The organism is Burkholderia sp. BDU5 (genome assembly GCF_001522845.1).
Taxonomy (GTDB): Bacteria; Pseudomonadota; Gammaproteobacteria; order Burkholderiales; family Burkholderiaceae; genus Burkholderia; species Burkholderia mayonis.
The window spans coordinates 85,564-110,021 of record NZ_LOWC01000053.1; the positions used below are offsets into that span (position 1 = coordinate 85,564).

Sequence of the window (24,458 nt, forward strand, 5' to 3'; positions counted from 1 at the left end):
TGGCCGGTTCGGACGCGAACTGATGCGACAGGGCTTACGCGATTCGATCGATCGCGCGGAACCCGATCCGCCGCGCATCCGGCCTCGATTCAATTTCGCCCGACTTCGATCCGACCGTGCGAATCCGCGCCGCGGCGTTGCATGACACGCCTGCGTGCGACGCCGGCGCACCCGGCGCGAGCCCGCCCGCACGCTTCCCCATCCCGGCGCAGGTAAAATACGCGCCTTCCCAACCGCTTAGCCGTGAGTGAGCGCCATGTCTTCCACGCCTACCTTCATCGAATCGCTGCGCGCCGCCTGGCGGCGCACGAATTCGCTGCTGTGCGTCGGTCTCGATCCGGAGCCGACGAAGTTTCCCGCGCGGTTCGAGAACCAGCCCGATGCGATCTTCGATTTCTGCCGCGAGATCGTCGACGCGACCGCGCCGTTCGCGAGCGCGTTCAAGCCGCAGATCGCGTACTTCGCCGCGCATCGCGCGGAAGATCAGCTCGAGCGGCTGATCGCGCACATCCATCTGCAGCATCCCGGCTTGCCCGTGATCCTCGACGCGAAGCGCGGCGACATCGGCAGCACCGCCGAGCAGTATGCGCGCGAGGCGTTCGAGCGCTATCGGGCGGACGCGGTGACGGTCAATCCGTACATGGGCTTCGATTCGATCGAGCCGTATCTCGCGTATGAGGACAAGGGCGTGATCGTGCTGTGCCGCACGTCGAATCCGGGCGGCTCGGACCTGCAGTTCCTCGAGACGGGCGGCCGGCCGCTCTACCAGGTCGTCGCCGATCTCGCGGCGAACAAGTGGAACGCGAAGACGGGCCAGCTCGCGCTCGTCGTCGGCGCGACGTTCCCGAAGGAGATCGAGATGGTGCGCGGGCTCGTCGGCGACATGCCGCTCCTGATTCCCGGCATCGGCGCGCAGGGCGGCGACGTCGCGGCGACCGTCGCCGCGGGCCGCACGGCCGACGGCACCGGGATGATGATCAACTCGTCGCGCGCGATCCTGTACGCGAGCCGCGACGACGACTTCGCCGACGCGGCCGCGCGCGCCGCTCAACAGACCCGCGACACGATCAACGCGCATCGCTGAGCGTCGCTGCCGCACCTGCCGATGTCCGGCGCGCAATGCCCGGCGCCGGCGGGTGCGGCACGCTTTCACGCCGATACGCGTCGCGCGCGGCGCATCCCGCACGGCATGCGCCGCGCGCGAACAAATCGACGCCGCTTCGGTGCATGCCGCGCGCCGGGAAATCGCGAATCCTGCGACAAATTCGTGATCGCGCCATTCCTGACGAATCCGATGACGTGGTACGAAGGCCGGCTCGGCTCGATCGCCGGCTGGATCGCCCCGTGGAAGAAGCCCGTGCTCATCAAGGGCGACACGCCGAAGTTCGACGGCGACAGGCTGTTCGACGCGACCGACGTCGAGCACGGCGGCATGCGCGTGAGGGTCGACAAGAAGGACCCGCCGTTGAAGGAGATTCACGCGTGGTCGGACGAATCCGCCGCGCGGCAAAAGGCGCTTGGGCAGCCCGCGCCCGCGAGTGAATCGCGACGGGATCGTCGTCAAGCCGCACGCGATCCGGTAATGGCGACGCCCGCCGCGCTGGCGGCGACGCTTCAGCGCTCCTGTTCGTCGAGCAGCTTGATGAGGCCGCGCAGCGCATGCGTGGCCGCCTGCACGCGGATCTGCTCGCGGTCGCCCTTGAACACGAGCGTTTCGACCGACGTGTGCAGCCGGTTGCTCCAGCCGAACGACACGGTGCCGACGGGCTTGTGCTCGGAGCCGCCGCCCGGCCCGGCGATGCCGGTGACGGCGAGCGCGACCTGCGCGCGGCTGTTGCGCAGCGCGCCTTCGACCATCGCGCGCGCGACGGGCTCGCTGACCGCGCCGTGCTTGTCGATCAGATCGGCGGGCACGCCGATCATCTCGGTCTTCGCGAGATTCGAATAGGTGACGAAACCGCGCTCGAACCAGCCGCTGCTGCCGGAGATGTCGGTGATCGCGGTCGCGATCATGCCGCCCGTGCAGGACTCGGCGGTGGCGAGCGTCAGGTGCCCGTCGCGCAGCTTGTTGCCGATGCGGATCGCGAGCTGATGGACGACGGAATCGGTTGGCATGCGGGAAGATCCGGTGCGAACGGGAGTAAACGAGAGCGAGGCGGCGTCACTGGACGAACGAGCGCCACAGCGCGATCACGAAGAGCGTCATCAGCGCGGCGATCAGGTCGTCGAACATGATGCCAAAGCCGCCTTTCAAATTCCGGTCGAAGTAGCGGATGGGCGGCGGCTTCACCATGTCGAAGAAGCGGAACACGACGAATGCCCACAACTGCTCGACGAACGTCGCGGGCGTGACGAACAGCATCACGAGCCAGATCGCGACGATCTCGTCCCAGACCGCGGGGCCCGGGTCGGCGATGCCCATCTTCTTCGCGGTGAAGCCCGTCATCCAGATGCCGGCGACGAAGCCGACGGTGATGAGCGCCCACCATTCGGGCACGGTCAGGTAGCGGTTCAGCGCGACGAACGTGAGCCAGCCGAACAGCGTGCCGAACGTGCCGGGCATGAACGGTGCAAGGCCGCTGCCGAAGCCGAGCGACACGATGTGGACCGGGTGCGAGAACATGAAGCGCACGGTCGCGCGGCGGCGCGCGATCTTCTGCTGCTCCTGCTGCGGCGCGGGCATGGGCGCGGGCGCGGGCGCCGGGCCGGGCTGGCCGGCGGAGCCGGCGGGACGGGGCGTCGGGTCAGTTGGCATGGAAATGATCGAAACCGTGCAGCGTGAGCGAAAGCGGCGCGCCCGACGCGTCGCGCCAGATCACGGCGCGCGCGTCCGTCGGCGCGGACAAGCCGCGTATTGTACCGATCCGCGTGACGGACACGCCCGCGCGCGCGCCGGCGGCCTCGATCGCGGTGCGCGCGGACGGCGCGGCCGTGAAGCACAGCTCGTAGTCGTCGCCGCCTTCGAGCATGCAGCGGCGCTGCACGTCGGCGGGCAGCGTCGCGAGCGCGGCCGAGCGCGGCACCGCGTCGACGTTCACGTCCGCGCACACGTTCGAGCGCTCGAGGATGTGCGGCAGATCGCCCGCGAGGCCGTCCGACACGTCGAGCGCCGCGTGCGCGATGCCCGCGAGCGCGACGCCGAGCGCGACGCGCGGCTCCGGCCGCTCGAGCGCGTGGCGGAACGCGGCCGCCTCGCGCTCGCCCGCGCGCCACTCGCCGCGGATCACGCCGAGGCCCGCGCGCGCGTCGCCGAGCGTGCCGGACACCCACACGTCGTCGCCGTCGCGTGCGGCGTCGCGACGCAGCGCGGCGTCGGCTTCGACGTCGCCGAACACGGTGACGCACAGGTTGAGGGGCCCGCTCGTCGTGTCGCCGCCGATCAGCTCGCAGCCGTGGCGGTCCGCGAGCGCGAAGAGGCCGTCGGCAAACGCCTCGAGCCAGCCGGCGTCGGCGCGCGGCAACGCGCACGCGAGCGTGAACGCGCGCGGCGCCGCGCCCATCGCGGCCAGGTCGGACAAATTGACGGCGAGCGTCTTGTGGCCGAGCGCGCGCGGATCGACGTCGGCGAGAAAGTGCCGGCCTTCGACCAACATGTCCGTCGAAATCGCCAGCATCTTGCCCGGTTGTGGTGCAAGCAGCGCGCAGTCGTCGCCGATGCCGAGCGCGGCGCGCGCATGCGGACCCTTCGCGCGGCGCGCGAAGAAGCGATCGATCAACGAGAATTCCGAAAGGGGGGGATGGGCCACGGGCGCGGGTGTCCGAGCGTTGAGATGACGCCCATTGTAAGGCGCTTCGCGGCGGCGTCCGGCGGGGCGGCGGCCCGCGCGCGGCGGATTCGTGACGTTTCGGTCGCGGCAGTCGAACCCTAATCGGCGATTTTGGCTGTGGGATTGGCGCTACAATGCGTCGAACAGGTATTCTAATCCGCAGCCCCCCGTAGAGACACATGTCCACCACGTCCTCCTCTTCCAAAGAAAAGCTCCGCGAAGCCGCCCTCGACTACCACGAATTCCCGACGCCGGGCAAAGTTGCGATCGCGCCAACCAAGCAGATGATCAACCAGCGCGATCTCGCGCTCGCCTATTCGCCGGGCGTCGCGTTCGCGTGCGAGGAGATCGTCGAGAATCCGCTGAGCGCCGCGCGCTTCACCGCGCGCAGCAACCTCGTCGGCGTCGTGACGAACGGCACCGCGGTGCTCGGCCTCGGCAACATCGGCCCGCTCGCGTCGAAGCCGGTGATGGAAGGCAAGGCGGTCCTCTTCAAGAAGTTCGCCGGGATCGACGTGTTCGACATCGAGCTCAACGAGTCCGATCCGCACAAGCTCGTCGACGTGATCGCCGCGCTCGAACCGACGTTCGGCGGCATCAACTTGGAGGACATCAAGGCGCCGGACTGCTTCATCGTCGAGCGCGAATGCCGCAAGCGGATGAAGATTCCCGTGTTCCACGACGACCAGCACGGCACCGCGATCGTCGTCGCGGCGGCGGTCACGAACGGACTGAAGGTCGTCGGCAAGAGCATCAAGGAAGTGAAGCTCGTCGCGTCGGGCGCGGGCGCCGCGGCGCTCGCGTGTCTCGACCTGCTCGTCGACCTCGGCCTGCCGATCGAGAACATCACGGTCACGGACCTGGCGGGCGTCGTCTACAAGGGCCGCACCGAGCTGATGGATCCGGACAAGGAGCGTTTCGCGCGCGAAACCGAGGGGCGCACGCTGTCGGACGTGGTCGGCGGCGCGGACATCTTCCTCGGCCTGTCGGCGGGCGGCGTGCTGAAGGCCGACATGGTGAAGGTGATGGCCGAGCGGCCGCTGATCCTCGCGCTCGCGAATCCGACCCCGGAAATCCTGCCGGAAGTCGCGCTCGAAGTGCGGCCGGACGCGGTGCTCGCGACGGGCCGCACCGACTATCCGAACCAGGTCAACAACGTCCTGTGCTTCCCGTTCATCTTCCGCGGCGCGCTCGACGTCGGCGCGACGACGATCACGCGCGAGATGGAGATCGCCGCCGTCAATGCGATCGCCGGGCTCGCGCAGCAGGAGCAGAGCGACATCGTCGCGACCGCTTACGGGATCCAGGATCTGTCGTTCGGCCCCGAATATCTGATTCCGAAGCCGTTCGATCCGCGCCTCATCGTGAAGATCGCGCCGGCCGTCGCGCAGGCGGCGATGGACGGCGGCGTCGCGACGCGTCCGATCGAGGACATGGAAGCGTACAAGGTCCACCTGCAGCAGTTCGTCTATCACAGCGGCACGACGATGAAGCCGGTGTTCCAGCTCGCGCGCAGCGCGCCCGCCGAGAAGAAGCGGGTCGTGTTCGCGGAGGGCGAGGAAGAGCGCGTGCTGCGCGCGGTGCAGATCGCCGTCGACGAAAAGCTCGCGAAGCCGATCCTGATCGGCCGGCCGACCGTGATCGAGCACCGGATCCAGCGCTACGGCCTGCGTCTCACGCCTGGCGTCGATTTCACGATCGTCAACACCGAGCACGACGAGCGCTACCGCGATTTCTGGCAGACCTACTTCAAGATGATGTCCCGCAAGGGCATCAGCGAGCAGCTCGCGCGCGTCGAAATGCGCCGCCGCACGACGCTGATCGGCTCGATGCTCGTCAAGAAGGGCGAAGCGGACGGGATGATCTGCGGCACGATCAGCACGACGCACCGCCATCTGCACTTCATCGACCAGGTAATCGGCAAGCGCGAAGGCTGCAGCGTGTATGGCGCGATGAACGCGCTCGTGCTGCCGGGCCGCCAGATTTTCCTCGTCGACACGCATGTGAACGTCGATCCGACCCCGGAGCAACTGGCCGAGATCACGATCATGGCGGCGGAAGAAGTGCGCCGGTTCGGCATCGAGCCGAAGGTCGCGCTGCTGTCGCACTCGAACTTCGGCACGAGCAACGCGCCTTCCGCTCAGAAGATGCGCGATACGCTCGCGATCCTGCACGAACGGGCGCCGGAACTGCACGTCGACGGCGAGATGCACGGCGACGTCGCGCTCGACGCGGCGCTGCGCAAGGAGATCCTGCCGGAATCGACGCTCGAGGGCGAAGCGAACCTGCTCGTGCTGCCGAACATCGACGCGGCGAACATCGCGTACAACCTGCTGAAGACGGCCGCCGGCAACAACATCGCAATCGGGCCGATCCTGCTCGGCGCGGCGCAGCCGGTGCACGTGCTGACCGAATCGGCGACCGTGCGCCGGATCGTCAATATGACAGCGCTGTTGGTTGCCGACGTGAACGCTGCGCGTTGAGCGAAGTTATCGGTAGATAAAAAAACGGCGCGCCCATTGCGGGCGCGCCGACGGGCATGGCGGAGATAGCGCCTTCCCGAAGCCGACGACGCCACCCTTGGGCCGCAAGAGGCGGCGAGGAGGCAGAAACCCGCCGCAGCTGACGCCGTCCTGGTGATTTTACCCTATATAAGTTATTTTTATCCCATCAAAGATAAAAATAACGTCAACGAGCGTCATTTCATCCTTTCATCTGCCTAACGAGCATTGATTCCCGCGTGCATTAGCGCTACGCTTACGCCTTTCTTGGTCGTCAACTTATTGATTTAACAGCGGGAACCTTCGTTTATGGCACGCAAGTGGCTCCGCAACGGCGCGCTCGCGTCCGTCTTCGCGATCGTCGCGGTTGTCGCGATAGGCAACATCGGCGTTTCGCCGGACAGTCTGGTTTCCGCCGCATATGCACGGGAAGCCGCCGCGGTAAATGGGGCGGCAGCGCAGATCGACACGGTCCCCGCGTCCCGGTTGCCGCGCGAGGCAGTGACCACGCTGAGCCTGATCGCCGCAGGCGGCCCCTATCCGTACGAGAAGGACGGTGCGGTATTCGGCAATTACGAACGAATTTTGCCGAAGATGCGGCGCGGCTATTACCACGAGTACACCGTGCCGATGCCGAGGGCCCGCAACCGCGGCGCACGGCGCATCGTCTGTGGCGGTCCCTTGAGGCGCGTCGACAATTGTTATTACACCGGCGACCACTACAACAGTTTCAAACGTATCGTTGATTGACTTCGGGATGAGCGGCATGAGCGACAACATCTACGCGCACGAGACGACGGCTGCGGCGGATCTTTTCGCGGCCGGCGACGGTAACCTGTTTCAGCGCGTCATGCAGATGCGCATGGCGGCGCACGCCGGCGGAGCGCCTGACGGCGCGGCCAGCCCCGGGCTTTCATCCATCGAGGAGCCTATGAGCCTTTTCACGACCGTGCGACCGAATCTCGTGCAGTCGATCCGTGCATTTCGCGTGCAGGATCTCGCTGACGAAGCGAATCAGCTCGGCCAGCATTTCCTGTATGCGTACTGCGGGAATGCCCAATCGAAGCAGGAAGTGCTGGAAACGATCGCGACATCGTTCCTGTTCCCGAAGCACTTCGGCAAGAACTACGACGCGCTGTACGACTGCCTGACAGACCTCGTCCACAAGGCGGGCACGCAGCCGGGTTTCGTGATCGTGCTCGAAGCGCTGCCGATCGCGCACAAGTTCGACAAGGAGGGGCGCGAGACGCTGCTCGACGTGTTCCGCGAGGCGGCGGAATTCTGGGCCGAGCGCAAGGTCGCGTTCCGCGTCTTTTACTCGTTCGCCTGAGCCGGCGCGGCAGCCGGGTTCAGCCCGCAAGACGCGCGAAGGCTCGCATCCAGCGGGCCTTTTCTTTGGGTTTTGTCGTTATCCGAGCCGTGACGCGCGGCGGCAGCTTCGCATCACCACCCGCCCCAGCGCGCGGCGAGCGCGGCGAGCATCGCGATCCCGGCCGTTTCGGTGCGCAGCACGCGCGGGCCGAGCAGGATCGACGCGAAGCCGCGCTCGCGCGCGGCCTCCTCTTCGTCCGGCGCGAGTCCGCCCTCCGGGCCGATCAGCAGCGTGACGCCGCCCGCAGGCGGCGCGCCCGGCAGATCGGCGAAGCCGACGCTCGCGCGCGGCGACAGCATCAGGCGCAGCTCGTCGGGCGCCGGCGCGGCGGGCAGGGCGGCGAGCCACGTGTGGAAATCGCGGACGGGCGCGACGTCCGGCACGCGATTGCGTCCGCATTGCTCGCACGACGCGCGCACGACGCCCTGCCAATGCGCGATGCGCTTTTGCGCGCGCTCGCCGGACAGGCGCACGACGCCACGCGCGGTCGACAGCGGCGCGATCGCCGCCGCGCCGAGCTCGACCGCCTTCTCGATCAGCCAATCCATCTTGTCGCCGCCCGCGATGCCCTGCGCGAGCGTGATCCGGTACGGCGCCTCGACGTCGGCGAGCGCGAACGCGCCGATGCGCACCAGCGCCGCGCGCTTGTCGAGCTCGACGACTTCCGCCCGGTACTGGCCGCCCGCGCCGTTGAAGAGCGTGATCGCATCGCCCGTCGCGAGGCGCAACACCTGGACGTGCCGCGCGACGTCGGCGGGCAGCGCGAGCGTCGCGTCGCTTTGCAACTCGGCGTCGACGAAAAAGCGCGGAATGGCGGACGTGCTGGCCGTCATGCGGCAATGCGCCGCGCGAGCGCCCAGCGGTACCCGTCGAGATCCTCGATCTGCGCGAAGCGATCGCCCCAGAACTGGTCTTGCGGCGCGGTCAGTGATTTCGCGCCCGCGTCGAGCGCGCGCCCGTAGGTCGCATCGACGTCGTCGACATACAGATAAAACGACTGCGGCGCGGTCGCGCCCGAATTTTTCGGCGTGCGGGCCGTCGAGCCGAACGCGCCCTCGGGCGCGAACATCACGATCAACTGGCCGCGGTACGACATCTCGACGTGCATGATCGCGCCGTCTTCTTCGATCAAGTCACGCTTTTCGAAGCCGAATGCATCGCTGAAAAATTGAATCGACGCCTGCGCGTTGCGCACCGTCAGATAGGGGGTCAACCATGGCACGTAGGCCGGCCGTGGGTCGGTCATACGGGTTCTCCTGCGGGAAAGTTGGGGCTTCGCCGAACTTAGCGATGTATGCCGAGAGTATCGCGCAGCGCGCGCGGCAGCGTGAAGAGTGCGGGATGCAGCTTCGCGTCGTAGAAACGCAATCCGTCGATGCGCCGTTCGGCGAGCCGCTCTTCGACGTCGTGCGAGAACAGCGACGCCGCGTCGAGCGCGTCGCTCGCGATCGCCATCAGCCATGGCGAGCCGTACAGCGGCACATGCGCGCACAGCGGCGCGACGACCGCGAAGCGCGTGCGCAGCGCGGCGAGCAGCGCCTTGATGCGCGCCCCGTGGAAGAGCGGCGAGCCGAGGTGCAGCGACACCGCGCCTTGCGGCGTCAGGATGCGCTTCAAGCGCGCGTAGAACTCAGGCGTATAGAGGCTCGCGGCGGGGGAGTCGGGCGGCGTCAGGTCGAACACGGCGAGGTCGAAGTGCTCGCATGCGTGGTCGACGTAGCGCGCGGCGTCGCCGATCACGAGCTCGACGCGCGGATCGTCGAGCGCGCCCTGATGGACGTCGCCGAGAAAGTGGCGCGCCATGTCGACGACGGCCGGATCGAGCTCCGCGACGACGATTCGCTCGATGCACGGATGCTTGAGCAACTGGCGCGCGGCGCCGCCGTCGCCGCCGCCCAGCACGAGCGCTTTCCTGGGCGCCGGGTGCGCGAGCGCGGCCGGGTGCGTCATGCACTCGTGATAGACGAATTCGTCGCCGACCGACGTCATCGGCCGGCCGTCGAGCGTGAAGAGCCGTCCGAGCAGCGACGTCTCCCACACCTCGATTTCCTGATGCTCGGATGCGATGCGCGCGAGCCGCCGGGCGTTCGGAAAGCCGTAGGCGGCGTCGGGGGTCGGATGGAAGAGGAGGGTGGAGCTCAAGGCGGCGGGTGCAGCTGGCGGGGCGGTTCGATGGTGAGAATTATAGAGGGTGGGAAGACGGACGAGAAACCGCACGGACCGTCGGATTCGGACAAGGCTTGCACGGAGGGCATCTGTTAAAATGACGAGCTTTGCAGCCTCGTCCGTTTGCTCGTCCGCTTCGCGTCCTGCCGGCGCCGCATCACGCGCCGGGAACGGTTGGCCCGCGAGCTTCCGGATGCCGCCCGTGCCCCGTTTTCTCGACTCGTTCTCCGGACTCGACATGACGACTTCGTCTCCCGCTCCCACCACTTTGATGGCCAACGCGATCCGTGCGCTCGCGATGGACGCCGTTCAGCAAGCGAACTCCGGCCACCCCGGCATGCCGATGGGCATGGCCGAGATCGGCGTCGCGCTTTGGTCGCGCCATCTGAAACACAATCCGGCGAACCCGCACTGGGCCGACCGCGACCGCTTCGTGCTGTCGAACGGCCACGGCTCGATGCTGCTGTACGCGCTCCTGCACCTGACGGGCTACGCGCTGCCGATCGAGGAGCTCAAGAACTTTCGCCAACTGCACTCGAAGACGCCGGGCCACCCGGAATACGGGATCACGCCGGGCGTCGAGACGACGACGGGCCCGCTCGGCCAGGGGCTTGCGAACGCGGTCGGCATGGCGCTCGGCGAGGCGCTGATGGCGGCCGAATTCAATCGCGACGACGCGAAGATCGTCGATCACCACACGTACGTATTCCTCGGCGACGGTTGCCTGATGGAAGGCATCTCGCACGAAGCCTGCTCGCTTGCCGGCACGCTGAAGCTGAACAAGCTGATTGCGCTGTACGACGACAACGGGATCTCGATCGACGGCGACGTCGTCAACTGGTTCCGCGACGACACGCCGAAGCGCTTCGAGGCATACGGCTGGAACGTGATTCCGGACGTGCACGGCCATGACGTCGACGCGATCGACGCGGCGATCGCGGAGGCGAAGCAATCGGACAAGCCGACCCTCATCTGCTGCAAGACGCGCATCGGCAACGGCGCGGCGACGAAGGCGGGCGGTCACGACGTGCACGGCGCGCCGCTCGGTGCGGAGGAAATCGCGAAGACGCGCGAGGCGCTCGGCTGGAAGTGGGCGCCGTTCGTGATTCCGCAGGAAGTCTACGCGGCGTGGGACGCGAAGGAAGCGGGCAAGCGCAGCGAAGGCGACTGGGACGCGGCGTTCGCGCAGTATCGCGCGAAGTACCCGCAGGAAGCGGCCGAATTCGAGCGCCGGATGGCGGGCAAGCTGCCCGCCGACTGGACGGCGAAGGCTGCGGCGATCGTCGCCGGTGCGAACGAACGCGCCGAGACGGTCGCGACGCGCAAGGCGTCGCAGCAGACGATCGAAGGGCTCGCGGCCGTGCTGCCCGAGCTGCTCGGCGGCTCGGCCGACCTGACGGGCTCGAACCTCACGAACTGGAAGGCGTCGCAAGCGGTGCGCGCGAACCAGGACGGCCCGGGCGTCGCGTGGGGCAACCACATCAACTACGGCGTGCGCGAGTTCGGCATGAGCGCCGCGATTAACGGCCTCGTGCTGCACGGCGGCCACAAGCCGTTCGGCGGCACGTTCCTGACGTTCTCCGACTACAGCCGCAACGCGCTGCGCGTCGCCGCGCTGATGAAGGCGCCGTCGATCTTCGTGTTCACGCACGATTCGATCGGCCTCGGCGAAGACGGCCCGACGCACCAGTCGGTCGAGCATGTCGCGAGCCTGCGCCTGATCCCGAACCTCGACGTCTGGCGTCCGGCCGATACGGTCGAGACGGCCGTCGCGTGGACCCACGCGGTGTCGCACCAGAACCCGTCGTGCCTGATTTTCAGCCGCCAGAACCTGGCGTTCAACGCGCGCACCGACGCGCAGATCGCGAACGTCGGGAAAGGCGGCTACGTGCTGCGCGACTGGAACGAAGAGATCGTCGCGCGCAAGATCATCCTGATCGCGACGGGCTCCGAAGTCGAGCTCGCGATGAAGGCGGTCGAGCCGCTCGCGCAGCAGGGGATCGCCGCGCGCGTCGTGTCGATGCCGTCGACGACCGTGTTCGACCGGCAGGACGCCGAATACCGCGAGCGCGTGCTGCCGCATGGCGTGCGCCGCGTCGCGATCGAAGCGGGCGTCACCGGATTCTGGCGCAAGTACGTGGGCCTCGAGGGCGGCGTGGTCGGCATCGACACGTTCGGCGAGTCGGCTCCGGCTGGCGTGTTGTTCAAGCATTTCGGCTTCACCGTCGAGCACGTGGTCGAAACGGCGAAGGCGGTGCTCGCGTAATCCATTCCACGCCCGGACGGCCGCGCCCCGCGCCGGCCGGGCGCGCGTGAAGCTGCACGAAGTATTTTTTCAGCCATCAGGAGATACATCATGACGATTCGCGTTGCAATCAACGGTTACGGCCGCATCGGCCGCAACACGCTGCGCGCTTTCTACGAAAACGGCAAGAAGCACGATCTCGAGATCGTTGCGATCAACGATCTGGGCGACGCGAAGACCAACGCGCACCTGACGCAGTACGACACTGCGCATGGCAAGTTCCCGGGCGAAGTGAAGGTCGACGGCGACTACCTCGTCGTCAACGGCGACAAGATCCGCGTGCTCGCGAACCGCAATCCGGCCGAGCTGCCGTGGGGCGAGCTGGGCGTCGACGTCGTGATGGAATGCACGGGCTTCTTCACGTCGAAGGAAAAGGCGAGCGCGCACCTGAAGGGCGGCGCGAAGAAGGTGATCATCTCGGCGCCGGGCGGCAAGGACGTCGACGCGACGATCGTCTACGGCGTGAACCACGACGTGCTGAAAGCCGAGCACACGGTGATCTCGAACGCATCGTGCACGACGAACTGCCTGGCTCCGCTCGTCAAGCCGCTGAACGACAAGATCGGCCTCGAAACCGGTCTGATGACGACGATCCACGCGTACACGAACGACCAGGTGCTGACGGACGTCTATCACGAAGACCTGCGCCGCGCGCGCTCGGCGACGCACAGCCAGATCCCGACGAAGACGGGGGCGGCCGCCGCCGTCGGCCTCGTGCTGCCGGAACTGAACGGCAAGCTCGACGGCTACGCGATCCGCGTCCCGACCATCAACGTGTCGATCGTCGACCTGTCGTTCATCGCGAAGCGCGACACGACGGTCGAGGAAGTCAACGCGATCATGAAGGAAGCGTCGGAAGGCGCGCTGAAGGGCATCCTCGGCTACAACGATGCGCCGCTGGTCTCGATCGACTTCAACCACAACCCGGCTTCGTCGACGTTCGACGCGACGCTGACGAAGGTGTCGGGCCGTCTCGTCAAGGTGTCGAGCTGGTACGACAACGAGTGGGGCTTCTCGAACCGCATGCTGGATACGGCGATCGCACTCGCGAACGCGAAGTAAGCCCGTCGAGCGATGCCCGTTTCCGCGCGCCGACGGCGCGCCGGAAGCGGCGGCTCGAACGAACCGCGCCGATGAGTTTTCATCGGCGCGTTTTTTTTGTCGAGCGGTGTTGCTGTTCGACAGCGCTGGGTGTGGCGATCGTCGTCACGCTGTTGCCGATTCGCGCATCGTGTCCCGGGCGGGCATCGGCAATCCGACGATCCGATGGCCCGATGTCTGAAGCCAGGCCGACGGCCGGGCCCGGCGCCGGCTACCCGACGCGCGTGCGTCAGCGCGCCGCGCGCCTCACGCGCATGCCGTGCGCGACGCACCACAGCGCGACGAGCATGCTCGACAGCGCGCCGCCCGCGGTGCACACGCCGCGCCAGCCGTCGAAGCGGTACGCGGCGCTCGCGACGGCCGACCCGAGCGCGCCGCCGACGAAGTAGCTCGTCAGATAGACGGTCGTGATGCGGCTGCGCGCGTCGGTGGCGAGCGCATAGATGACGCTCTGGTTCGAGATGTGCAGCCCTTGCACGCCGACGTCGAGCAGCAGAATGCCCACGACGAGCGCGACGAGCGACTGCGTGCCCGCCGCGATGAACGCGAACGACACGAGCACGGCGGCTGCGAAGAGGCCCGTCGCCGCATGGGCGTGGCCGCGGTCGACGAGCCGGCCCGCCGCGCCCGCCGCGAGCGCGCCCATCGCGCCGACGACGCCGAACAGACCGATTGCGCCTTCGCTGAAGCGATAGGGCGGCGCGCTCAAGAGGAACGTGAGGCCCGTCCACAGCAGGCTGAAGCACGCGAACACGAGCGCGCCGTAGGCGGAGCGCAGCGCGAGCGTTGGCTCGCTGCGCACGAGCGTCGCGAGCGAGCCCATCAGCTTTCGATAATCGAGGCGCGCGGTGCGGCGATCCTTCGGCAGCTTCGTCGCGAGCACGCCGGCGAGCGCGAGCACGAGCGCTGCCGCGATCGCATAGACGGCGCGCCAGCCGAGCCAGTCGGCGATCGCGCCCGACACGACGCGCGCGAGCAGGATGCCGAGCAAGAGGCCGCTCATCACGGCGCCGACCGCGCGGCCGCGCGATGCGTCGTCGGCGAGCGATGCGGCGAACGGCACGAGCAACTGCGTCGAGCACGTAACGAAGCCGACACATACGTTCGCCGCGATGAAGAAGCCGTAGCTCGTGCTCGACGCGACCGCGGCGAGCGCGACGACGTTCGCGCATAGCAGCCGCACGATCAGCGCGTGGCGATTGACGACGTCGCCGAGCGGCACGACGACGAGCAGGCTGCACGCATAGCCGAGTTGGGTCAGCGTGACGAGATAGCCGAGCTCGGCCGGCTTGCGCCCGAAGCTCGATGCGATCGCCGCGAGGAGCGGCTGCGAGTAGTAGAGGTTGCCGATGACGATGCCGCAAGCGCACGCGAACAGCAGCGTCATTCCGCGCGTCAGCGCGGGCGGGGTGGCGGTGACGGGATTCATGGGGCGCGTAGCGAAGAAGGACGGAGCCGGGAGAGACGAACGAAACCGAAGCGAGCGGCGCGCGCGGCGGGCCGCGTGAAGCCGGCTCGCCGCGGCGCGCTTCATGCTGGAACGGCGATCAGAACGGTCTCGTCGGCAGATATTTGCCGTCGAGCGTGATGACGGCGCGCGAGCCGCCTTCCGGATCGTCGACCTTCTTGATGTCGAGCTTGAAGTTGATCGCGCTGACGATGCCGTCGCCGAACTGCTCGTGGATCAGCGCCTTCAGCGTCGAGCCGTAGACCTGCACGATCTCGTAGAAGCGGTAGATCGTCGGATCGGTCGGAACGCCGCCCGGGATGCTGCCGCGCACGGGGATCGTCTGCAGCAGGCGCACGGTGTCGTCGTCGAGGTCGAGCTTCGCGGCGACGACGCGCGCGGCGTCGGCGGGCAGCGGATGCTGGCCGAGCAGCGCGGCCGTCGTGAACGCGACGCTCAGGCCGGTGCCTTCGTTGATCTGCTCGAACGTGAGGTTCTTGCGTGTCTTCGCGTCGACGATGCGATCGGTGAGCGCCTGACGCGCGGACTGGCAGTGTTGCGATTGGGTCATGTGGCCTCCTTGCGGTAAGGGATCGGTAAGGGAACGGAGATTGCTGCCGTGGGACGCGGCGCGCGTTGCGTGATTTGCGTCACGCGACGCGATCGAGCCGCGGCCGCGTCGCACGCACGTCCGGGTGGTCGGCGAGCGAGACGAAGCGGCCCGTCGCGCCGTCGAGCGCGTTGATCGAGCCGGTTTCGATGTCGTACACCCAGCCGTGCAGCGCGAGGCGCCCTTGCTCGAGCGCGAGCCGCACGCAAGGGTGCGTGTTGAGGTTCGCGAGCTGCGCGACGACGTTCTCGCGCACCATCGAATCGACGCGCGCCTGCTCGCCTGCATGCTCGCGCGCTTCGTTCACGCATTTCGCGGCGTCCGCGTAGCGCAGCCAGCCGCGCACGGCGGGCAGATGGTCGAGGCATGCGCACGACGCGATCGCGGTCATCGCGCCGCAGTCCGAGTGGCCGCACACGACGACGTCGGCGACTTCGAGCACGGCGACCGCGTATTCGACGGACGCCGACACGCCGCCCGGCTCGGGGCCGAACGACGGCACAATGTTGCCCGCGTTGCGGATCACGAACAGGTCGCCTGGTTCGCGCTGCGTGACGAGCTCGGGCACGAGGCGGCTATCCGAGCACGAGATGAAGAGCGCGCGCGGCCGCTGGCTCGCGGCGAGGCGCTTGAACAGTGCGGAGCGCTGAGGAAACGCATCGCGCTGGAACTTCAGAAATCCTTCGATGATGTCCTGCATCGTGTGCTCCTTGATCGATAGCGAGAGCCGATGACCGAAGGATGAGGCAAACGATTCATAGCGTCCAAGACCGGTTTATTATTATTCGTATAGGAAAAACCAATACATGGGACGCGATGCTGCTCCGACATATTCGCTATTTCCTCGCCGTCGCCGAGCAGGGGAATTTCACGCGCGCGGCCGAGGCGCTGCACGTGTCGCAGCCGACGCTGTCGCAGCAGATCCGTCAGCTCGAGGACACGCTCGGCGTGCAACTGTTCGACCGCTCGGCGCGCACGTTACGGCTGACCGAGTTCGGCGCCGCGTATGCGCGGCATGCGCGGGCCGCGTTGCAGCAGCTGGAGGCTGGGCGGCGTGCGGTGCACGACGTCGAGAGTCTGCAGAGCGGGTCGCTGCGGCTCGCGATGACGCCGACCTTCTCCGCATACCTGATCGGCTGGCTGATCGACGGCTTCAACGCGCGCTATCCGAACCTGAAGCTGACGATCCGCGAGATGCCGCAGGAGCAGATCGAGCCGCTGCTCGCCGACGACGAGCTCGACGTCGGGATTGCGTTCGACCCGGCGCAGTCGCCGGAAATCGAAGCGACGCCGCTGTGGGTTGAGACGCTCGCGCTCGTCGTTGGCCGCGATCACCGATATGCGCGGCGCCGCAAGCCGCTTTCGGCCGGCGAGGCCGGCGACGAGTCGCTGATTCTACTGAGCCGCGCGTTCGCGACGCGCAGCAAGGTCGATCAGTATTTCCATCGCAACGGCGTGACGCCGCGCGTCGCGATCGAGGTGAACTCGATCAGTGCGATGCTCGAGATGGTGCGCGGCGGCCGGATCGCGACGGTGTTGCCGTCGGCGATCGCCGCGCGTCATGACGACTTGTGCGCGATCCGGCTCGAGCCGCCGCTGCCGCGGCGCACCGCCGCGCTGCTGACGCGCAAGGGCGGTTATCGAAGCGCGGCGATGCGTGCGTTCATCGACTATGCGTTGGCGAGGCGGCATGAAGTCAGCAAGGGCGGCGGCGCGTCCAGGGGCGACGAGGCAGCGGGGGACGACGAGTAGGCGCGAAGCGCACGGAGCCTCGTGCGTGACGTCTTCTTGCGGCGGGCTCGATCGACGAAGCGGTATCGAAGGGTGACGCAGTTTCGATATGCGATTCGCCACGAAAACACGGGGAAGCCGAGGCATCGCGCAATGCATGCATCGTTGTCGCTGACCGCTGACCGCTGACCGCTGACCGCTGACCGCTGACCGCTGACCGCCGACCGCCGACCGCCGACCGCCGACCGCCGACCGTCGAACGTCGAACGTCGAACGTCGAACGTCGAACGTCGCGCCGAACCGTCGAATACGGTGCGCGAATCCGAACGACCTATGGAGAGACGGGCAGAGGAAGGCGTACGCGTTGAACGCGCCGCCGCACGTTTCGACGACGCTTGGTGCACGAACTGCCGGCGCGCCGCGCGTCAGCCCTTCGGCGTCGGAAAGAACACGCCCGCGCGCCGCGCGGCGTTCGAGATGTGCGCTTCGATCGCCGCGCCCGCCGCGGCGGGGTTCTTCGCGATCAGCGCGTCGAGAATCGCGCGATGCTCGTGATACGTCGACAGCACGAGCTCGCGCCGATAGAACGGCATCCGCTGGCTTTCCTTCATGATGTCCGCGCTGCCGCGCAGGATCGACTCGATCGCCGCATTGCCGGCAAGATTGACGATCCGCATGTGGAAGTCGAAGTCGAGCTGCGACGCGTAGTCGAGCTCGTCGTTCGCGAGCGCTTCCTGCAGCGCGGCGACGTTCTCCTCGAACCACGCGAGATCCTGCTCGCTGACAGCGAGCGCGGCCATCCGCGCGGCGAAGCCTTCGAGCGCGTAGCGCATCTGATAGGTGTCGGGCAGCGACGATTGCTCGGCGAAGCGCCAGGCGTGGACGGCGTTCGCCTGCGCGCTTTCGACGTACACGCCTTTGCCCGGACGGATGCGCAGCATCCCGAGCGCTTCGAGCGTCGACAGCGCCTCGCGCAGCGACGCGCGGCTGATCTCCAGTTCTTCAGACAATTGACGTTGCGCGGGCAACAGGCTGCCGACGGGATAGAAGCCGCTCTCGATCCGGTCGCGGATCGTGGCGATGGCGGCGTCGGTGACGGTGTGCGGAACATTTTTCATGCAGTGGATCGATTGTGCGGTCTGACCGGCATTGTAAACCGCTCCCCGCAGCGCGCGCTCCGGCTCCGGGAAAGCGATGATCCGGCATGCGCCGCAGTATCGAAACGACCGCCGAACGACCGCCGAAATGCGCGGGTAATCCCTATTTTTGGCGTCCTTGACTCGACTATATCGGCTTCCTACTATCGTCCATAACAGTACTGGTCGGACCAGTATGAACAGACGAATCCGCAATCGTTGTGACGGGAGAACGCCGTGCCGAAGTTTCTCAATTCGCTGTTTGGTCGAGTGGTTATCGCGCTTTTGATCGGCGTGGCGCTCGGCGCCTTTTTTCCGCACTTCGCGCAGTCGCTGCGACCGTTGGGTGACGGATTCCTGAAGTTGATCAAGATGGTGATCGGGCCGATCGTGTTTTGCGTCGTCGTGAGCGGCATGGCGAACGCGGGCGATCTGAAGAAGGTCGGCCGCGTCGGCCTGAAGGCCATCGTCTACTTCGAAGCGATGACGACGCTCGCGCTCGGCATCGGCCTCGTGCTCGCGTATCTAACGAAGCCGGGCGTCGGGATGAACGTCGATCTGCACACGCTCGACCCCGCGTCGCTCGCCGATTACGCGAAGAACGCGCAGAGCCTGAAGGATACGGCGGGCTATCTGCTGAAGATCATCCCCGAGACCGCGTTCGACGCGTTCGCGAAGGGCGACATCCTGCAGATCCTCGTGTTCTCGGTGTTGTTCGGCTCCGCGCTGTCCCTCCTCGGCGACAAGGCGAAGCGCGTGAACACGCTGATCGACGAATTCGCGCAAGTGTTCTTCCGCGTGATGGGCTTCATCATCAAGCTCGCGCCGCTCGGCGTGCTCGGCGCGATCGCGTTCACGACCGGCAAGTACGGCGTCGCGTCGCTCAAGCAGCTCGGGCTCCTCGTGATCGTGTTCTACGTGAGCTGCGCCGCGTTCGTCGCGGTCGTGCTCGGCGCGGTGATGAAGCTCGCGGGCTTCTCGGTATTCAAGCTGATCCGCTACCTGCGCGAAGAGCTGCTGATCGTGCTCGGCACCGCGTCGTCGGACGCCGTGCTGCCGCAGGTGATGCGCAAGCTCGAATGGCTCGGCGTGAAGGATTCGACGGTCGGTCTCGTGATCCCGACCGGCTACTCGTTCAACCTCGACGGCTTCTCGATCTATCTGACGCTCGCCGTGCTCTTCATCGCGCAGGCGACCAACACGCCGCTGTCGATGCACGACCTGATCGTCGTGCTGCTCGTGTCGCTCATCACGTCGAAGGGCGCGCACGGGATTCCCGGCTCGGCGATCGTGATTCTCGCCGCGACGCTGTCGGCGATCCCCGCGCTGCCCGTGCTCGGCCTCGTGCTGATCCTGCCCGTCGACTGGTTCGTCGGCATCGCCCGCGCGCTCACGAACCTGCTCGGCAACTGCGTCGCGACGATCGTCGTCGCCGTGTGGGAGAACGACATCGACAAGGTCCGCGCGAAGCGCGTGCTGAACGAGGAACTGCGCTACGTGCCGGCGGGCGAGGAGGGCTCGAACGGCGCGATCGCGAACGGCGGCGCGCACGCGCTCTGACGCTGCGCCGCCCGGTATCGCGCGCCGGCGCGGCGGCTCGCGCCGGCGCTTCGTTTTTCAGGTTTTCAGGTTTTCAGCTTTTCGGATGCACACCCAACAATAGGAGACGACATGGCCGCCCCGATTCTCGATCCGAACGCGCCTGCGTTCACGCGCCGCTACATGAATCTCGCCGATCCGCGCCTGGGCGCGAAGGCGCTCTTCGCGAGCGACGAATTCTTCGCGCCGAAGGAGCGGATGCTCGATCCGGAGCCCGCCGTGTTCATCCCCGGCAAGTACGACGACCACGGCAAGTGGATGGACGGCTGGGAGACGCGCAGAAAGCGCACGACGGGCCACGACTTCTGCGTGGTGAGGCTCGCGCGGCCGGGCGTCGTGCACGGCGTCGATCTCGACACGAGCCACTTCACCGGCAATTTCCCGCCCGCTGCGTCGATCGACGCGTGCGTGTCGGATGCGGCCACGCCGCCCGACCACGCCGACTGGCAGGCGCTCGTGTCCGCGACGACGCTGTCGGGCAACCAGCATCACTACGTCGAGGTGAGCAATCCGCAGGCTTATACGCACCTGCGCGTCAACCTGTATCCGGACGGCGGGCTCGCGCGGCTGCGCGTGTACGGCCAGCCGCAGCGCGACTGGCGCCGCGCGCCGGGCGGCGAGCGCGTCGATCTCGCCGCGATCGAGAACGGCGCGTACCTCGTCGCCGCGAACAACGAGCACTTCGGGCCGGCGTCGCGGATGCTGATGCCCGGGCGCGGCGTGAACATGGGCGACGGCTGGGAGACCCGCCGCCGCCGCGAGCCCGGCAACGACTGGGCGATCGTCGCGCTCGCGCGGCCGGGCGTGATTCGCAGGGTCGAAGTCGATACCGCGCACTTCAAGGGCAATTTCCCGGACCGCTGCTCGCTGCAGGCGGCGCGCGTCGCGGGCGGCACCGACGCGTCGCTCGTCACGCAAGCGATGTTCTGGCCGACGCTGCTTCCCGAGCAGCCGCTCAAGATGGACAGCGTGCACACGTTCGAGGCGGAGCTCGCCGCGCTCGGCCCCGTCACGCACGTGCGCTTCAACATCCATCCGGATGGCGGCGTGTCGCGGCTGCGCCTCTGGGGCGAGCTCGCGTAACGGAGGATGCGCATGGAAACGCTGCGTACTCTGCGCCTCGAGCGCCTGACGCGGGAAGCGTTCGCGCCGTTCGGCGACGTGATCGAGCTGGCCGGCGCGCGCCGCATCCTGATCAACGGTGGGACGACCGAGCGTTTCCACGATCTCGCGTCGATCGACGTCGCCGAAGCGGGCGGGCGGCCGCTCGTCAGCCTGTTTCGCGCGCAGCCGCGCGCGTGGCCGATCGAGATCGACATGATGGAGCGCCATCCGCTCGGCAGCCAGGCGTTCGTGCCGCTCGCGGCGGTCGCGCGCTACGCGATCGTCGTCGCGCCGGCCGGCGAATTCGATCCGACCCGGATGCGTGCGTTTCTTGCGCAAGGCTGGCAAGGCGTCAATTACGCGAAGGGCGTGTGGCACCATCCGCTCCTCGCGCTCGACGCGCTCAGCGACTTCGTCGTGGTCGACCGTGGCGGCGCGCAGCCGAACTGCGACGAGATCGCGCTCGATGCGCGCTGGCGGCTCGTCGCGGGCGACGCGCACGCGAACGCCGCCTGACGCGCACGCCGCGCGCGACGCAAAAGGCCCGGTCAGGCTTGCGCCGGCCGGGCCTTTCGCATGCGCGGCGGGCGTGCCGCGCCGCAAGCGTTCAGGTTGCGCTTAGTGCTTGCGATACGGGCAGTTTTCCGTCGTGCACGAGCCGTACATCGCGAGCGAATGCTCCTGCAGCTTGAAGCCGCGTTCCTTTGCGATCGATTGTTGACGGGTTTCGATCTCGGCGTCGAAGAACTCTTCGACGCGGCCGCAGTCGAGGCACACGAGGTGGTCGTGGTGCGAGCCTTCGTTCAGCTCGAACACGGCCTTGCCGGATTCGAAGTTGCTGCGCGACAGCAGCCCCGCCTGCTCGAACTGGGTGAGCACGCGGTAGACGGTCGCGAGGCCGATGTCGAGTTCCTCGTGCAGCAGGTTGCGATAGACGTCTTCAGCCGTCAGGTGGCGCACCGGGCTCTGCTGGAAAATTTCGAGAATCTTGAGGCGCGGTAGGGTGGCCTTGAGCCCGATGTTTTTGAGATCGGTGGGATTGGTCATGGCTAGGCGTCCCTAGAGTACAATGCAGGGCTTCAATAGTACCGGCTTTTCGCCTTTTCAGTCATCTGTGACATTCTCGCGCGGCCTCGGACAAGGGCCAGCACGGTGAGGGAAATGATTCCAAGATCTCTTTTGCAACTTCAGAGGAGCCGCATGCGGAGCACCGTCATCGCAGCTGTCGCCGTGGTCGGACTGGCCGCCTGTTCGTCGTACGACAGCGTGACTCAGCGGATCGCTCAGAGCATCACGCCATATCGGATCACCGTCGTCCAGGGCAATTTCGTGTCGCAGGAAAAGGCCTCGCAGCTACAGGCCGGCATGTCGCGGGACCAGGTGCGCACGCTCCTCGGCACGCCGCTTCTGACCGACATGTTCCATGCGGATCGCTGGGATTACATCTTCTACTTCAAGCGCGGCTCGACGTCGGTCGTCCAGCAGCGCGATCTCGTGCTGAACTTCTCGGGCGACCGCCTCGCGAGCTGGTCGGGCGCCGACAACCTGCCGTCCGAGCTCGATCTGCTCGCCGACATCGACGGCGATCGCCGCGGCAAGAAGGCGAAGCAGGCGGCAGCCGCCGTGGCCGCGAGCGCCGCCGCGTCGGAAGTCGCCGCGGCGGCTCCCGAAGCCGAGCAGGCGGCGGACCGGAACGACGCGAACGCGCAGGCGGCGCGCGCGGCGAACCGCGCGACCGCGCAGGTGTCGGGCCAGGGCGGCGCGGCGGGCCGTTTCTCGCCGTCCGCGCAGGCTGCGCCGAACGCGCCGACCCCGGGCGGCCTGCCGCCCGGCGCGGCTCCCGCGATCCAGCCGCAGTTCCAGTTCCATCGTCCGCCTCCGCCGCCGACGCCCGGCGGCGCGAGCCAGCCGGTCGGCCCGCAGGGCGCCGACAGCCTGCCGAACCAGCCGCTCACGGCGCCGGCGCCCGCATCCGGCGTGCCGGGAACGGGCGGTTGATCCGGCGTCCGAATCAAACCGGGGCGGCACGCGCCGCCCGTCTTTCATTCGTAGCAGGTAGCGCATGTCGTCCATGAAGATTGCGATTGCTGGTGCATCGGGCCGGATGGGCCGGATGCTGATCGAAGCGGTGCTCGCCGCACCCGACGCGACGCTCGTCGGCGCGCTCGACCGCGCGGGCTCGCCGCAGCTCGGCCAGGACGCGGGCGCGTTCCTCGGCACGCAAACCGGCGTCGCGCTCACCGACGATATCGAGCGCGTGTGCGCCGAGGCCGACTACCTGATCGACTTCACCCGCCCCGAAGGCACGCTCGTCCACCTGGACGCGGCGCTGCGCCACGACGTGAAGCTCGTGATCGGCACGACGGGCTTCAGCGAGCCGCAGAAGGAGAATCTGCGCGCGGCGGGCGAGAAGATCGCGCTCGTGTTCTCGGCGAACATGAGCGTCGGCGTGAACGTCACGACGAAGCTGCTCGAATTCGCGGCGAAGCAGTTCGCGCAGGGCTACGACATCGAGATCATCGAGGCGCACCATCGGCACAAGGTCGACGCGCCATCCGGCACCGCGCTGATGATGGGCGAGACGATCGCGTCCGCGCTCGGCCGCTCGCTCGACGATTGCGCGGTCTACGGCCGCCACGGCGTGACGGGCGAGCGCGATCCGTCGACGATCGGCTTCTCGGCGATCCGCGGCGGCGACATCGTCGGCGACCACACGGTGCTCTTCGCCGGCATCGGCGAGCGCATCGAGATCACGCACAAGTCGGCGAGCCGCGTGTCGTATGCGCAGGGCTCGCTGCGCGCTGCGCGCTTCCTCGCAGGCCACGCGACCGGCTTCTTCGACATGCAGGACGTGCTCGGCCTGCGCTGAGCGTCACCCCGCGGGCACCGATGGCGACCCCGACCGGCATCCTCCATTACCTCGAGAGCGGCGACGCGGTCACGCACGTGGTCGCGTACGTGCTCCTCGCGATGTCGGTCGCGAGCTGGTGCTTCCTGCTCGTGAAGGCGTGGGTGCTCGTGCGCGCGAAGCGCCAGGGGCCTGCCGCGCTCGCCGCGTTCTGGCGGGCGGCGACGCTCGACGACGGGATCGCCGCGCTGCGCGCGACCGACAAGGAGCGCGTGTTCGCGCCGCTCGCGGAAGCCGCGCGCGACGCCGACGCCGCGTCGCGCACCGAGCCGCAGGCGCTCGCCGCCCGCGTCGAGCGCGGCGAGCGGGTGCTGCGCGCGCTGCGCCACGCGCTGCGCACGTCGCAGCGGCGGCTCGAGTTCGGCCAGGTGCTGCTCGCGTCGATCGGCAGCACCGCGCCGTTCGTCGGCCTGCTCGGCACGGTCTGGGGGATCTATCACGCGCTCGGCAGCATCGCGGCGAGCGGGCAGGCGCAGATCGAGAACGTCGCGGGCCCGGTCGGCGAGGCGCTCATCATGACCGCGTTCGGCCTCGTCGTCGCGATTCCGGCGGTGCTCGCGTACAACATTCTCGGGCGGCTCGTGCGCCAGCTCGTCGAGGAGCTTGACGGCTTCGCGCGCGATCTGCACGTATTCGTCTGCGGCGAGCCGGCCGCCACCCCGGCCGCCGACTCGGCCGCCACCGCTTAGGCGGCGTTTCGATCCCGATCCA

The 24,458-nt window shown here is 67.7% G+C and carries 24 protein-coding genes; 13 read left to right on the forward strand and 11 right to left on the reverse strand.

Annotation, left to right across the window (positions count from 1 at the left end; all coding sequences use genetic code 11):
• Positions 1-256 precede the first annotated feature (256 nt).
• Positions 257-1,084, forward strand: a complete 828-nt coding sequence (gene pyrF, locus WS69_RS10595; RefSeq protein ID WP_059470729.1) for an orotidine-5'-phosphate decarboxylase — start codon at positions 257-259, stop codon at positions 1,082-1,084.
• A 530-nt stretch (positions 1,085-1,614) separates the two neighbouring features.
• Here the strand turns inward: pyrF and WS69_RS10605 are convergent.
• The 3 genes from WS69_RS10605 to thiL are packed head-to-tail and all read right to left on the reverse strand — an operon-like array spanning position 1,615 to position 3,746.
• Entirely contained in the window at positions 1,615-2,115 is a 501-nt protein-coding gene (locus WS69_RS10605) for a CinA family protein (protein ID WP_059470731.1), read from the reverse strand.
• A 46-nt stretch (positions 2,116-2,161) separates the two neighbouring features.
• Complete coding sequence (locus tag WS69_RS10610; RefSeq protein ID WP_059470732.1) at positions 2,162-2,755, reverse strand: phosphatidylglycerophosphatase A family protein; 594 nt, start codon at positions 2,753-2,755, stop codon at positions 2,162-2,164.
• Positions 2,745-3,746: a thiamine-phosphate kinase gene (gene thiL / locus WS69_RS10615; protein WP_059470733.1), complete on the reverse strand. Its 1,002-nt coding sequence runs from the start codon at positions 3,744-3,746 to the stop codon at positions 2,745-2,747. Before thiL ends, WS69_RS10610 begins: the two co-directional genes overlap by 11 nt.
• 200 nt (positions 3,747-3,946) lie before the next feature.
• On the opposite strand from thiL, the gene WS69_RS10620 reads away from it, so the two are divergent.
• The 3 genes from WS69_RS10620 (at position 3,947) to WS69_RS10630 (ending at position 7,598) form a co-directional block, all read left to right on the forward strand.
• Positions 3,947-6,250, forward strand: coding sequence for an NADP-dependent malic enzyme (locus tag WS69_RS10620; protein ID WP_059470734.1), 2,304 nt, complete (start codon positions 3,947-3,949; stop codon positions 6,248-6,250).
• Positions 6,251-6,577: 327 nt separating this feature from the next.
• A complete protein-coding gene (locus tag WS69_RS10625) occupies positions 6,578-7,018 on the forward strand; it encodes a ribonuclease (RefSeq protein ID WP_059470735.1) in 441 nt (146 codons plus the stop codon).
• A 16-nt stretch (positions 7,019-7,034) separates the two neighbouring features.
• A complete protein-coding gene (locus WS69_RS10630; protein ID WP_059470894.1) occupies positions 7,035-7,598 on the forward strand; it encodes a barstar family protein in 564 nt (187 codons plus the stop codon).
• Positions 7,599-7,711: 113 nt separating this feature from the next.
• On the opposite strand, the gene WS69_RS10635 is transcribed toward WS69_RS10630, so the two are convergent.
• Genes WS69_RS10635 through speE form a run of 3 tightly spaced genes read right to left on the reverse strand, consistent with a single transcriptional unit; the run spans position 7,712 to position 9,782 of the window.
• Positions 7,712-8,473, reverse strand: a complete 762-nt coding sequence (locus WS69_RS10635; RefSeq protein ID WP_059470736.1) for a 16S rRNA (uracil(1498)-N(3))-methyltransferase — start codon at positions 8,471-8,473, stop codon at positions 7,712-7,714.
• Positions 8,470-8,886, reverse strand: coding sequence for a VOC family protein (locus WS69_RS10640; RefSeq protein WP_059470737.1), 417 nt, complete (start codon positions 8,884-8,886; stop codon positions 8,470-8,472). Before WS69_RS10640 ends, WS69_RS10635 begins: the two co-directional genes overlap by 4 nt.
• Before the next feature lie 38 nt (positions 8,887-8,924).
• Positions 8,925-9,782 (reverse strand): polyamine aminopropyltransferase, encoded by an 858-nt coding sequence (gene speE / locus WS69_RS10645; protein WP_059470738.1) that lies wholly within the window; start codon positions 9,780-9,782, stop codon positions 8,925-8,927.
• Between the two features lie 217 nt (positions 9,783-9,999).
• Between speE and tkt the strand changes: the two genes are divergently transcribed.
• Positions 10,000-12,072: a transketolase gene (gene tkt / locus WS69_RS10650; protein ID WP_059470739.1), complete on the forward strand. Its 2,073-nt coding sequence runs from the start codon at positions 10,000-10,002 to the stop codon at positions 12,070-12,072.
• A 90-nt stretch (positions 12,073-12,162) separates the two neighbouring features.
• Complete coding sequence (gap, locus tag WS69_RS10655; protein ID WP_010106455.1) at positions 12,163-13,173, forward strand: type I glyceraldehyde-3-phosphate dehydrogenase; 1,011 nt, start codon at positions 12,163-12,165, stop codon at positions 13,171-13,173.
• A 268-nt stretch (positions 13,174-13,441) separates the two neighbouring features.
• On the opposite strand, the gene WS69_RS10660 is transcribed toward gap, so the two are convergent.
• From WS69_RS10660 to WS69_RS10670, 3 genes are all read right to left on the reverse strand, one after another.
• A complete protein-coding gene (locus WS69_RS10660; protein WP_059470740.1) occupies positions 13,442-14,641 on the reverse strand; it encodes an MFS transporter in 1,200 nt (399 codons plus the stop codon).
• Between the two features lie 118 nt (positions 14,642-14,759).
• Positions 14,760-15,230 carry a cyanase gene (gene cynS, locus WS69_RS10665; RefSeq protein WP_059470741.1) on the reverse strand — a complete coding sequence of 157 codons (471 nt, stop codon included), beginning with the start codon at positions 15,228-15,230 and terminating at the stop codon, positions 14,760-14,762.
• 79 nt (positions 15,231-15,309) lie between these two features.
• Entirely contained in the window at positions 15,310-15,969 is a 660-nt protein-coding gene (locus WS69_RS10670) for a carbonic anhydrase (RefSeq protein WP_059470742.1), read from the reverse strand.
• Positions 15,970-16,085: 116 nt separating this feature from the next.
• On the opposite strand from WS69_RS10670, the gene cynR reads away from it, so the two are divergent.
• Entirely contained in the window at positions 16,086-17,021 is a 936-nt protein-coding gene (cynR, locus tag WS69_RS10675) for a transcriptional regulator CynR (protein ID WP_059470743.1), read from the forward strand.
• 404 nt (positions 17,022-17,425) lie between these two features.
• Here the strand turns inward: cynR and WS69_RS10680 are convergent, their stop codons facing one another.
• A complete protein-coding gene (locus WS69_RS10680; protein ID WP_059470744.1) occupies positions 17,426-18,118 on the reverse strand; it encodes a FadR/GntR family transcriptional regulator in 693 nt (230 codons plus the stop codon).
• A 255-nt stretch (positions 18,119-18,373) separates the two neighbouring features.
• On the opposite strand from WS69_RS10680, the gene WS69_RS10685 reads away from it, so the two are divergent.
• The 3 genes from WS69_RS10685 (at position 18,374) to WS69_RS10695 (ending at position 21,355) form a co-directional block, all read left to right on the forward strand.
• A complete protein-coding gene (locus tag WS69_RS10685; RefSeq protein ID WP_059470745.1) occupies positions 18,374-19,696 on the forward strand; it encodes a C4-dicarboxylate transporter DctA in 1,323 nt (440 codons plus the stop codon).
• Positions 19,697-19,807: 111 nt separating this feature from the next.
• Positions 19,808-20,818 (forward strand): allantoicase, encoded by a 1,011-nt coding sequence (gene alc / locus WS69_RS10690; protein WP_059470746.1) that lies wholly within the window; start codon positions 19,808-19,810, stop codon positions 20,816-20,818.
• Between the two features lie 12 nt (positions 20,819-20,830).
• Complete coding sequence (locus WS69_RS10695; protein ID WP_059470747.1) at positions 20,831-21,355, forward strand: ureidoglycolate lyase; 525 nt, start codon at positions 20,831-20,833, stop codon at positions 21,353-21,355.
• 102 nt (positions 21,356-21,457) lie between these two features.
• Here WS69_RS10695 and fur read toward each other — a convergent pair whose 3' ends face one another.
• Positions 21,458-21,886, reverse strand: a complete 429-nt coding sequence (gene fur / locus WS69_RS10700; RefSeq protein ID WP_010106437.1) for a ferric iron uptake transcriptional regulator — start codon at positions 21,884-21,886, stop codon at positions 21,458-21,460.
• Positions 21,887-22,039: 153 nt separating this feature from the next.
• On the opposite strand from fur, the gene WS69_RS10705 reads away from it, so the two are divergent.
• The 3 genes from WS69_RS10705 (at position 22,040) to WS69_RS10715 (ending at position 24,436) form a co-directional block, all read left to right on the forward strand.
• Complete coding sequence (locus WS69_RS10705) at positions 22,040-22,837, forward strand: outer membrane protein assembly factor BamE (RefSeq protein WP_059470748.1); 798 nt, start codon at positions 22,040-22,042, stop codon at positions 22,835-22,837.
• A gap of 73 nt (positions 22,838-22,910) precedes the next feature.
• A complete protein-coding gene (gene dapB, locus WS69_RS10710; protein WP_059470749.1) occupies positions 22,911-23,708 on the forward strand; it encodes a 4-hydroxy-tetrahydrodipicolinate reductase in 798 nt (265 codons plus the stop codon).
• 20 nt (positions 23,709-23,728) lie between these two features.
• On the forward strand, positions 23,729-24,436 hold the full coding sequence (locus WS69_RS10715; RefSeq protein ID WP_059470750.1) for a MotA/TolQ/ExbB proton channel family protein: 708 nt from the start codon (positions 23,729-23,731) through the stop codon (positions 24,434-24,436).
• Positions 24,437-24,458 lie beyond the last annotated feature (22 nt).